General features: G+C 75.9%; 9 protein-coding genes. 1 reads left to right on the forward strand and 8 read right to left on the reverse strand.

Going from position 1 to position 10,735, the window contains the following annotated elements:
• Window positions 1-94: 94 nt before the first annotated feature.
• From RM572_RS26075 to fmt, 7 genes are all read right to left on the reverse strand, one after another.
• Window positions 95-544: an Lrp/AsnC family transcriptional regulator gene (locus tag RM572_RS26075; protein WP_027762603.1), complete on the reverse strand. Its 450-nt coding sequence runs from the start codon at window positions 542-544 to the stop codon at window positions 95-97.
• A gap of 147 nt (window positions 545-691) precedes the next feature.
• Window positions 692-1,432 carry a class I SAM-dependent methyltransferase gene (locus RM572_RS26080; RefSeq protein WP_311675830.1) on the reverse strand — a complete coding sequence of 247 codons (741 nt, stop codon included), beginning with the start codon at window positions 1,430-1,432 and terminating at the stop codon, window positions 692-694.
• 137 nt (window positions 1,433-1,569) lie between these two features.
• The gene (locus RM572_RS26085) at window positions 1,570-3,015 is read right to left on the reverse strand and encodes a GuaB1 family IMP dehydrogenase-related protein (protein ID WP_311675831.1); all 1,446 of its coding nucleotides are present in this window, start codon (window positions 3,013-3,015) and stop codon (window positions 1,570-1,572) included.
• A 131-nt stretch (window positions 3,016-3,146) separates the two neighbouring features.
• Window positions 3,147-4,154 (reverse strand): sugar-binding transcriptional regulator, encoded by a 1,008-nt coding sequence (locus RM572_RS26090; RefSeq protein WP_311675841.1) that lies wholly within the window; start codon window positions 4,152-4,154, stop codon window positions 3,147-3,149.
• Between the two features lie 176 nt (window positions 4,155-4,330).
• Complete coding sequence (rpe, locus tag RM572_RS26095) at window positions 4,331-5,005, reverse strand: ribulose-phosphate 3-epimerase (protein ID WP_027762606.1); 675 nt, start codon at window positions 5,003-5,005, stop codon at window positions 4,331-4,333.
• A 96-nt stretch (window positions 5,006-5,101) separates the two neighbouring features.
• On the reverse strand, window positions 5,102-6,517 hold the full coding sequence (locus tag RM572_RS26100) for an RsmB/NOP family class I SAM-dependent RNA methyltransferase (RefSeq protein WP_311675832.1): 1,416 nt from the start codon (window positions 6,515-6,517) through the stop codon (window positions 5,102-5,104).
• Window positions 6,518-6,577: 60 nt separating this feature from the next.
• Complete coding sequence (gene fmt / locus RM572_RS26105) at window positions 6,578-7,510, reverse strand: methionyl-tRNA formyltransferase (protein ID WP_311675833.1); 933 nt, start codon at window positions 7,508-7,510, stop codon at window positions 6,578-6,580.
• Window positions 7,511-7,737: 227 nt separating this feature from the next.
• Between fmt and RM572_RS26110 the strand changes: the two genes are divergently transcribed.
• A complete protein-coding gene (locus RM572_RS26110) occupies window positions 7,738-8,334 on the forward strand; it encodes a hypothetical protein (protein WP_311675834.1) in 597 nt (198 codons plus the stop codon).
• 144 nt (window positions 8,335-8,478) lie between these two features.
• On the opposite strand, the gene RM572_RS26115 is transcribed toward RM572_RS26110, so the two are convergent.
• Window positions 8,479-10,620: a primosomal protein N' gene (locus RM572_RS26115; protein WP_311675835.1), complete on the reverse strand. Its 2,142-nt coding sequence runs from the start codon at window positions 10,618-10,620 to the stop codon at window positions 8,479-8,481.
• Between the last annotated feature and the right edge of the window lie 115 nt (window positions 10,621-10,735).

The raw sequence follows: 10,735 nt of genomic DNA on the forward strand, positions 1-10,735 counted from the left end.
CCGTTGCGGGCCGAGGGGCGGTTCGTTGCGTCTTCGGTCGTTGCTGCGGCGATTCGTTGTGCGTGGGCGGCGCACCGGAGCGTGGGGGCGTCGGTCAGGTGGGGGCGCCGGAGCCGTAGCGGCGGAGCAGCGGGGAGAGCACCAGGACCGACTTGGTGCGTTCCACGAACGGCTCGGAGGCGATGCGTTCGAGCACCGCCTCGAAGTGCCGCATGTCGGCGGCGAAGACCTGCACGACGGCGTCGGCGTCGCCGGTGACGGTGGAGGCGGCGACGACCTCGGGGTAGCGGGTGAGGGCGCGGCGGATGTCCTGGGGCCCGGTGTTGGACCGGCAGTACATCTCGATGAACCCCTCCGTCTCCCAGCCGAGCGCCGAGGGGTCCACGCGCACCGTGAACCCGGTGATCGCGCCGTCCTCGCGGAGCCTGTCCACGCGGCGTTTGACCGCGGGAGCGGACAGGCCGACCTCGGCGCCGATGTCGGCGTAGGAGCGGCGGGCGTCCTCCGCGAGGACGCGGACGATGCGTTCGTCGAGTTCGTTCAGGTGTCGCACTGCGGGTGGTTCACTCTTCTTCTGCGCTTGCGGTGGCCGGGCGGCAGCGGCGCACGCCGTATCCGCAGTAGACCACAGGGCCGCCCGGCCGCCGGGACGGCGGACCGGGCGGGGCGGGCGGACCGGGCGGGCGGTCGTTCACCGCGGCAGGGCCCGGGCCCAGGTCCGGTCGTCGGTGAGGTAGGCGTCCAGGGTGAGGCCGGCCCGGTGCAGCGCCTGGGCGAAGTCGGTCTCGTCGAGGTCGTGGGAGACGAACGTCTGGCTCCAGGCGGCGTCCTCGAAGGCGTACTCCATGCGGGTGCGCTTGGCTCCGCCCTCGGCGGGTTCACGGAGCGCGATGCGCACGGTCATGCCGTCGTGCTCCCACTCCTCCCCCGTGGTGCGGGTGCGGTGCCATTCGCCTTCGCGCTGGACGAGGACGGCCCCGCCGGGGGCGAGGTGGTGCGCGCAGGTGCGCAGCAGCGCGTCGCGCAGCGCGTCGTCGGCGGTGTTGATCAGGAAGGACGCCAGGAGCACGACGTCGAACCGTTCGTCCAGCCGCAGGTCCTCGATGGTGGAGCGGACGGTGGGTGCGCCGTCGATCTGCGCCAGCATCTCGGCGGACTCGTCGACGGCCGTGACGCGGAATCCCCTCTCCCGCAGGGGGCGGGTCAGGCGGCCGGCGCCGGAGCCGAGTTCGAGGAGGGTCGCGCCGCTCGGGGCGGCGGCGGCGACGATCTCCGGCTCGTCGCCGGCCGGGAGGCGTGCGTAGAGGCTGACGGAGCAGCCGTCGGGGGTGATGTGGCCGGGGCCGGTGCCCCGGTGGTGGCGTGCGCGGTAGGTGACGCCGTGGGGTGCGGGGGCTGCGTGTGCTGCGGGGGCGGTCTCTTCGCTGCTCATGCCCGCATTCCAGCAAGGAGAGGGGAGGCGGGAGAAGGGATTCGCACGGATCCGAATGTTCGCGCGGCGGCTCTGTGACCTGTTCGCGGGGCCGGCCGCGACCCGGCCGCCGCGGGGATGCCCGCGGCGGCCACGGGTCACCAGCTGGCGTGCAGCGGCTTGCCCTCGGCGTAGCCCGCGGCACTCTGGACGCCGACGACGGCCTTCTCGGCGAACTCCTCGAGGGACCCGGCGCCGGCGTAGGTGCAGGCGGACCGGACTCCGGCGATGATCGCGTCGATGAGGTCCTCGACTCCGGGCCGGACGGGGTCGATGAACATCCGGGAGGTGGAGATGCCCTCCTCGAACAGGCCCTTGCGGGCGCGGTCGTAGGCGGACTCCTCGCTGGTGCGGTTGCGCACCGCGCGCGCGGACGCCATGCCGAACGACTCCTTGTAGAGCCGCCCGTCGGAGCTCTGCTGCAGGTCGCCCGGCGACTCGTGGGTGCCGGCGAACCAGGAGCCGATCATCACGTTCGACGCACCGGCGGCCAGCGCCATGGCGACGTCGCGGGGGTGGCGCACGCCGCCGTCCGCCCAGACGTGCTTGCCGTGCCGCCGGGCTTCGGCGGCGCACTCCAGCACGGCGGAGAACTGCGGACGTCCCACGCCGGTCATCATGCGGGTGGTGCACATCGCGCCGGGGCCCACACCGACCTTGACGATGTCGGCGCCGGCCTGGATCAGGTCGCGTACGCCGTCGGCGGCCACCACGTTCCCGGCGACGACCGGGACCTGCGGGTCGAGGGCGCGGACGGCCTTCAGCGCGTCGAGCATGCGCTCCTGGTGTCCGTGCGCGGTGTCCACGACGAGGGTGTCGACCCCCGCGTCGAGCAGCCGCCGCGCGCGGTCGGCGACATCGCCGTTGATACCGACGGCGGCGGCGACGCGCAGCCGTCCGGCGTCGTCGGTGGCCGGGGTGTAGAGGGTGGCGCGCAGCGCGCCCTTGCGGCTGAGGATGCCGACGAGGCGGCCGTCGCCGTCGACCGCGGGGGCGAGCTTGCGGTGGGCCGCGTCCAGGCGGTTGAAGGCCTCGCCCGGGTCCAGCCCGGCGTCGATGACCAGCAGGTCGCGGGACATGACCTCGGAGAGCTGGGTGAAGCGGTCGACACCGGACAGGTCGGACTCGGTGACGATCCCGACCGGCCGTCCCTCGTGCACGACCACCCCGGCGCCGTGGGCCCGCTTGGGCAGCAGGGCGAGGGCGTCGGCGACGGTCTGCTGGGGAGCGAGGGTGATCGGGGTGTCGAGCACCAGGTGGCGCCGCTTGACCCAGGAGGTCACCTCGGCGACCACGTCGAGCGGGATGTCCTGCGGGATGACGGTGAGGCCGCCGCGGCGGGCCGTCGTCTCGGCCATCCGGCGCCCCGCGATCGCGGTCATGTTGGCCACGACGAGCGGGATGGTGGTGCCGGTGCCGTCCGGGGTGGACAGGTCAACGCCCTGGCGGGAGCCGACGGCGCTGCGGCTGGGAACCATGAAGACGTCGTCGTAGGTGAGGTCGTACGACGGACGCTGATCATTCAGAAAACGCACGTACCTCATTCTCCCATGTCAGGGGACGGAAGGGGGACGGAGAAAGCCCCAGGGCGCAGCACGGCCGCTCGTGCGATCGTACGAGCCGGCGCGGGGGTCGTTCGCGGGAGCCGAGCGTGGGAGCCGTTCACGGGGCCCGTTCAGAGACCGTCGGGGTCGGCCCGGTCCAGGGCGGGGCGCGGCGGCAGCGGGGTGCCGTCCTGGAGCAGGTGGTCGGCGGCCGCGGTGTCGGTGACGAGGCTGGTGACCAGGCCGGAGCGCAGCACCGCGCCGATGGCGTCGGCCTTGCGCTGGCCTCCCGCGATGGCGACGACCTCGGGGATGCGCCGCAGCCGGTCGGCCTCCACGGTGATGCACCGCTCCCCCAGGTCGCGTCCGATGCGGCGGCCCTGGGCGTCGAAGAGGTGCGCGGACATCTCGGCGGCGACGCCGAGGGAGGAGTAGTGGGCGCGCTCGGAGTCGCTGAGCATGTCGTGCACGGTGGAGACGCCCGGCTCCCACGAGCCGATGGAGACGGCGGCGACGGTCACCTTGTCGAAGTACTCGAACGCGCGGGAGATGCCGGTCTGGCTGCGCAGCGCGGCGGCGGTCGCGGAGTCGGGCAGCAGCATGGGCGCGTAGAGGGGATGTGCCTCTCCCCCGGCGACCTCGGCGGCCCGCCGTACCGCCTCGACCGAGCCCCGGTCGGCCGTCCCCGCGTCGTAGACCCCGGTGAGCTGGACGACGGTGCACGGTGGCAGCTGCCGGAGGGCGGCCGCCATGTGGATGGTGGACCGGCCCCACGCCAGGCCGAGCACGTCGCCGTCGGTGACCAGTTCGCCGAGCAGGTCGGCGGCGACCTCGCCGAGGTTCTCGGGGTCGGCCCCGGCCTCTTCCGCGGCGGTGTCGGCTCCCTCGACGGGCGACTCGACGACGACGGCGTGACGCAGACCGTAGCGGGCCCGCAACGCGTCGGAGCGCTCGGCGTCCAGCTCGGCCGGAACACGGATCTCGATGCGTACCAGGTCGCGCTCCAGCGCCGTCTCCAGAACGCGCGCCACCTTGAAGCGGCTGACGCCGAACTCGTCGGCGATCTGGATCTTGGACTTGCCCTCCAGGTAGAAGCGGCGTGCGATGGCCGCCGCCTGCATCAGCTCGGCGGGTCCCATTCTTGTGGTCCGACCCGTCGACACCGCACTCACCTCACTGTTCTGCCGTACCTGCGCGTTCGCGCCGCGTGTTCATCCTCGCAGATGCGGCGCCGTGTGGGGCCCTGCGGGCTCGTCGATCACGGGTGTGCGGTACATGCACCACATCCCCGCGGGAGGGCTTGCGTGCCGGGGCGTCAGTGGGCGCACGTGCGGGACGCGGTCTCCTCCGCCTGCGCGCGGAGCGACCGGACGGCCGCGGCCGGGTCGTCGGCGCCGTAGACGGCGGAGCCGGCGACGAAGACGTCGGCTCCGGCCTCGGCGCAGCGCTCGATGGTCTCGGCGGACACGCCGCCGTCCACCTGGAGCCACATCTGCAGCCCGTGCCGCTCGATCAGGCGCCGGGTGCGGCGGATCTTGGGCAGCATGACGTCGAGGAACGCCTGGCCGCCGAAGCCGGGCTCGACGGTCATGACCAGCAGCATGTCCAGTTCGGGCAGCAGGTCCTCGTACGGCTCGACGGGGGTGGCCGGCCTGAGCGCCATCGCCGCGCGGGCGCCCTGCGCGCGGATCTGGCGGGCGAGCCGCACCGGGGCGGCGGCGGCCTCCGCGTGGAAGGTGACCGATCCCGCGCCGGCCTCCACGTACTGCGGCGCCCAGCGGTCCGGGTCCTCGATCATGAGGTGGCAGTCCAGCGGGGTGTCCGTCGCCTTCCGCAGCGACTCCACCACGGGCACGCCGAGCGTGAGGTTGGGGACGAAGTGGTTGTCCATCACGTCGACGTGCAGCCAGTCCGCGCCCTCGACCGCCCTCGCCTCGTCGGCGAGGCGGGCGAAGTCGGCCGACAGGATGCTCGGGTTGATCTGTGCCATGCCCCCAGTATCCCGGTCCCGGGGGCCGGTTCGCGGGCGGGTCGGCGCGCGCGGTCCGCCGGTCCGCCGGGGTCACGGGTCAGCCGGGGTCACGGGTCAGCCGGTGCGGCGCAGCAGCGCCAGGTACATGGCGTCGGTGTGGTGCAGGTGCGGCCACAACTGCACGTCGGGGCCGTCGCCGAGCCCCGGCATGTCGGGCAGCAGCGGGCGGGCGTCGAGGAGTTCGGCGCCCCCGGTGTGCTTCAGGACGTCGTCGACGACGGCACGGGTCTCGGCCGGATGCGGGGAGCAGGTGGCGTAGCCGACGACCCCGCCCGGGCGGGTGGCCTTCAGCGCCTGCTCCAGCAGGCCGCGCTGGAGGGGTGCGAAGCCCGCCAGGTCCTCGGGGCGGCGGCGCCAGCGGGCCTCGGGGCGGCGGCGCAGCGCTCCGAGGCCGGTGCAGGGCACGTCGACCAGGACCCGGTCGAAGGTGCCCTCCCGCCAGGGCGGGCGGGTGCCGTCGGCGGTGAGGACCTGGTAGGGGCCCGGGTTGCCGCGCAGCGCGCGGGCGACCAGGCGCGCACGGTGGTGCTGCCGTTCGCCGGCTGTCAGGGTGGCGCCGCACTGGGCGGCGAGCGCGGCGAGCAGCGCGGCCTTGCCGCCGGGGCCCGCGCAGGCGTCCAGCCAGGCGGCGTCCGGGCCGTCGTCGAGGGGGGCGGCGGCCAGGGCGAGGGCGACCAGCTGGCTGCCCTCGTCCTGCACACCGGCGCGGCCGTCCTGCACGGTCTCCAGGGTGCCGGGGTCGCCGCCCTCGCTCAGCCGGACCGCGTACGGCGACCAGCGGCCGGGGACCGCGTCGGGGACGGTGGCCAGCAGCTCTTCGGAGGTGGTGCGGCCGGGACGGGCGACGAGGGTGACCTCGGGGCGTTCATTGTCGGCGGCGAGCAGCTCCTCCATGCCGCTGCGGCCGCCGCCGAGGGCGTCCCACAGCGCGGACACGACCCACCGGGGGTGGGAGTGGCGGACGCCGAGGTGTTCCTCGGCGTCGTCGTCGTACGGCGGGGCGACGCGGTCCAGCCAGCCGTCCAGGTCGTCGGCGGCGATGCGGCGGAGCACGGCGTTCACGAACTTGGCGCGGCCGTCGCCGAGGACGACGCGGGCGAGTTCGACGGTGGCGCTGACGGCGGCGTGGGTGGGGATGCGGGTGCCGAGGAGCTGGTGGGCGCCGAGGGAGAGCACGTCCAGGACGGGCGGGTCGACGTCGCGCAGCGGCCGGTCGACGCATTCGGCGATGATCGCGTCATAGGTGCCCTGGTGGCGGAGCGTGCCGTAGACCAGTTCGGTGGCCAGCGCCGCGTCGCGGGCGTCGAGGTCGCCCGCGGTGCGGGCCTTGCGGAGCAGCGGGGGGAGGACGAGGTTGGCGTAGGCGTCGCGTTCGTCGACGGCGCGCAGGGCCTCGAAGGCGAGGATGCGGACGGGGTCCCTGCGGGGGCGGCGGTACGGCTTGGCGGGGCGGCGCGGCCTGTTGCTCACGGTGGGAAGGTGCTCCGGTGCGGTGTGGTGGGGCGGTGCGTCCAGGGTAGCCGCGGCGTGTCAGACGCCGAGCGTCTCGCCGGGCTGGATGCGCACGCCCCGGGCCCAGTCCGCGGCCTGCATCGGCTTCTTGCCCTGCGGCTGCACCCACAGCAGCCGCACCGCGTGCGACCCGGTGCCGGCGTGGACGGCCTTCTTGCCCGCGACGAGTTCGCCGGGCGCCGCCTCCGTGTGCTCGGGGGCGAGTTCCGCGGTGCGCACCTTCAGCCGTTCGCCGCGGAAGGTCGTCCAGGCGCCGGGAGCGGGGGCGCAGCCGCGGACCACGCGGTCCACGCGCAGCGCGGGCGCCGTCCAGTCGATGCGGGCGTCCTCCACGGTGATCTTCGGCGCGAAGCTGACGCCGTCCGCCGGCTGCGGAGCGGCGTCCAGGGTTCCGTCCTCGATGCCGTCCATGGTGGCGGCGAGGAGGCCGGCGCCGGCGAAGGCGAGGCGGGTGAGGAGGTCGCCGCTGGTGTCGGTGGGGCGGACACGTTCGGTGAGCACGCCGTAGACCGGCCCGGAGTCGAGGCTCTCCTCGATGAGGAACGTGGACGCGCCGGTCATGTCGTCGCCTGCGAGCACCGCGTGCTGTACGGGGGCGGCGCCGCGCCACGCGGGCAGCAGCGAGAAGTGCAGGTTGACCCAGCCGTGCCGGGGGATGTCCAGGGCGGCACGGGGCAGCAGAGCGCCGTAGGCGACGACGGGGCAGCAGTCGGGCGCGATCTCGGCGAGACGTGCGAGGAAGGCGGGGTCGCGGGGCCGCTCCGGGCGGAGCACCTCGATCTCCGCCTCGCGGGCGCGCTGTGCGACGGGGCTGGCCACCATGTGCCGGCCGCGGCCGGCGGGCGCGTCCGGACGGGTGACGACGGCGACGACCTCGTGCCGGTCGGACGCGAGCAGGGCGTCCAGGGCGGGTACGGCGACCTCGGGTGTTCCGGCGAAGACGAGCCTCATCGGTGGGTGGTGACCTCTCGGAGCGGTGGTACGGCGCCGACGAGTCTACGGTGCGTGACCCGGGGCGGGAGCGCGCGGTGGGGCGCGCGACTCGTACGGGCGCTTGTGCGCCCCCGGGGCGTGACTGATCCGGGCGTTGCCGCGTTGGTCAAAGCAGATTGACCTCACGAGGCCGCCGCGGTGGCCTCGTCGTACCTTCCCGTCACGCCGGCTCGAGAGGCTTCTTCATGGCCGACCACGCAACCCACGACGCTCAGGCGCGGGCCAGCCTGCACCTGCTGGTCCGGGACATCGAGCGGGTCCGCAGGCAGGTGGACGCGCTGCGCACGCTCACCGCGCAGCTCGGCAACGTCTACCGTCCCCGCCGTACCGGCCCGTCGACCGGTTTCGTCGTCTACGGACGGGCCCCGGCGCCCACCGTGCGGCTCGCCCAGGAACTGCGCGACAGCGTCGAGACCCTGGTGACGGCGGCCGTCGACTTCGACCGTTCACTGGGCTTCTCCTGGGACGCGGTGGGCTCGGCGCTCGGCGTCACCAAACAGGCGGTGCACCGCCGTTACGGGGCGCGGCGCAGCACCGGCACCACCGGCAGCACAGCCGCCCAGCAGCAGGTGCCGCCAGGGCCGGGGCCGGAGGAGCCCGCAGGCGGGCCGACGGGCCGGCGGCCCGTGGCCCCCGTGGCTCCGGCCGTCGCGGGACGCGCGCCGGGGACGCCCGGAGCCGTGCCCGCCGCCCGCTCGGTGCCCGTGCCGCCCGTGCCGCCCGTGCGGCCGGTGCGCCCGGAGACCCGGCCCGGGGTGTTCCCGGGCCCTCGCAACGGCTGACCCCTCCGCAGCCGTCACACCGCCCGGCGCCTCCGGCCCTCCCCGGGCCGGGGCGCCGGGCGGCCGTGCGTCCGGGGCGTGCCGCGGTGCGGCCCTCGGCATCCCCCGGCGGGAAAGCGTCCGGAGCCGGTCGCCGGGCGGCCGTCAGCCGATGTCGGGCGGGTCGATGCGGAGCCGCACGGCCGGCCCTTCGCGCCGGGCCAGCCGCAGCGCCTGGGTCTGCTTCAGCGCGGCCGCCAGTGCCGCGCCGTCGCCGGGCGGGACCCGGATCAGCGCCCGCTCCCACTGTTCGCCGGGCGGGGGCTCTCCGGTACGGCGGGGCCGGCCGGCCGGGACGACCGGCAGCGGCACCGGTCCCAGTACCTCCGCTCGTTCGGGCAGCCCGGCCTGGCCGAGAAACGCGGCGACGCCGTCGCCGGGACCGCTGACCGCCGCCATCCGGGAAACCGGGGGGAAGCCGAGTTCGGCGCGTTCGGCGAGTTCGCGGACCGCGTGCCCGGCCGGGTCCCAGCGCAGCAGCGCCTGCACCGGGCGCAGCGTCGGCTCGGCGACGACCAGGACGCTGCCGCCCTGGTCCCCCGGACGGACCAGCGCCGCCGCCGACAGCCAGCGGCGCAGCGCCTCCTCGTCGGCCCGCAGGTCGGGCCGGCCCAGCAGGGCCCAGCCGTCGAGCAGCAGCGCCGCCGCGTAGCCCGCGCCCGCGGCGGGCGGTTCGGCGCCGGGCGTGGAGACGACGAGGGCCGGCCGGTCCGGGACGGAGTCCAGGATGTGGTCGCGGCCGGAGGTCCGGACGGGCACGGCGGGGAACGCCCTGCCCAGTTCCTCCGCCGTGCGGCGCGTCCCGAAGACCGAGCCGCGCAGCCGGGTGCCGCCGCACTCCGGGCAGGCCCGGCCGGGGGCCTCGGCGGCGCACCAGGCGCAGCGCAGCGTCTCCTCCGCTCCGGTGGCTTCCAGCGGCCCGTGGCAGCGGGTGCAGCGTGCCGGGGTACGGCAACGGGCGCAGGACAGCCGTGGGACGTAGCCGCGACGGGGCACCTGGACCAGGACGGGCCCCTCCTCCAGCGCGTCGCGCACGGTCCGCCAGGCGATGCTGGGCAGCCGGGCGGCGCGGGCGGCGGGGTCGCGGGCCTCGTCGCCGTCGCCGACGGTGCGGACGGCGGGGGCGGCGGCGCGGACCGTGGCGCGGTCGGCGGTCAGTGGGCGGGCCCAGCCGCTGTCGACGAGCTGGGCGGCCTCGACGGTGCAGCCGTGGGCGCCGAGCAGGAAGCCGGCCTGCTCGTGGGCCGCGCGCAGCAGCAGTACCTCGCGGGCGTGCGGCTGGGGTGCGTGGTCGTCGCTGTGGGCCGGGTCGGCGTCGTCCCAGAGGGCGGCCAGGCCGAGGTCCCGGACGGGGGCGAACATCGCGGCGCGGGTGCCGACGACGGCGCGCACGGAGCCGCGGGAGACGGCGAGCCAGCGGCGGTAGCGGGCCTCCGGACCGGCGTCGGCGGTGAGCATGACGTGGTGACCGGGGCCGAGCAACGCGGTGAGCGCTCCGTCCGCGCGGGCGGCGCTGCGACCGTCGGGCAGGACCGCGAGGGCTCCCCGGCCGCCGGACAGCGTGGCGGCGACGGCTCGGGCCAGTTCGTCCGGCCAGCCGGGGCCGGGCAGCGCGGTCCACACCGCGCGGGGCGCCGCGCCCCGGGCGAGGGCGTCGAGGAAGCCGGACCCCCGGGGGTAGCGCTCCCAGCCCTCCGGCCGCGGCGCGGGCGGAGGGGGCTGGGGAGGCGGTGAGGCGGCCTTCTCGGCGCGGGCCATCCGGGGCGGAACGGCGAGCTGCACCACGTCGGCGAGCGAACCGGCGTACCGGTCGGCGACGGTCCGGCACAGGGCGAGCAGGCCGGGAGTGAGCACCGGCTCGGGCGACAGCACCTGCGCGAGGGGTGCGAGGGTGCCGGGGTAGTCGCTCTCCTCGACGCGGTCGACGATGAAGCCGCCGGTGAGGCGGCCGCCCTCGCGCCGGCCCTGCTTCTCCCCCGCTCCGAAGCGGACCCGGACGCGGACGCCGGGGACGGCCTCGTCGTCCATCGCGGCCGGGACCGCGTAGTCGAAGTAGCGGTCGAGGTGGACCAGGCCCTTGTCGACGAGGACGCGGGCGACGGGACGCTCGGGCGCCAGGGCGGCGCCGCGCCAGGTGCGCGGCCGGGCGCGGGGTTCCCGGCTGCGGCGGACGGTGTCGCGGAGCAGGGCGAGCTGCTCCGGCGGCCGCGCCGCGGAGTCGCCGTCGGTGTCGTCGTCGCTGCTCACGGCATCCTTGCTACCAGACGGCTCGGACATCACGGCTGCCGGACCGCCCGAACCGTGCGCCGCCGCGCGCGGCGCACGGGTCGGGCGTCGCCCCCGCACGCGCCGGGGCCCGGAC

The organism is Streptomyces hazeniae, assembly GCF_031845485.1.
Taxonomy (GTDB): Bacteria; Actinomycetota; Actinomycetes; order Streptomycetales; family Streptomycetaceae; genus Streptomyces; species Streptomyces hazeniae.

Coding starts and splice junctions, on each gene's coding strand:
- RM572_RS26080 (WP_311675830.1), bottom strand. CDS start 1,432: ATGAGCAGCGAAGAGACCGCCCCCGCAGCACACGCAGCCCCCGCACCC.
- RM572_RS26085 (WP_311675831.1), bottom strand. CDS start 3,015: ATGAGGTACGTGCGTTTTCTGAATGATCAGCGTCCGTCGTACGACCTC.
- fmt (WP_311675833.1), bottom strand. CDS start 7,510: ATGAGGCTCGTCTTCGCCGGAACACCCGAGGTCGCCGTACCCGCCCTG.
- RM572_RS26110 (WP_311675834.1), top strand. CDS start 7,738: ATGGCCGACCACGCAACCCACGACGCTCAGGCGCGGGCCAGCCTGCAC.
- rpe (WP_027762606.1), bottom strand. CDS start 5,005: ATGGCACAGATCAACCCGAGCATCCTGTCGGCCGACTTCGCCCGCCTC.
- RM572_RS26090 (WP_311675841.1), bottom strand. CDS start 4,154: ATGGGACCCGCCGAGCTGATGCAGGCGGCGGCCATCGCACGCCGCTTC.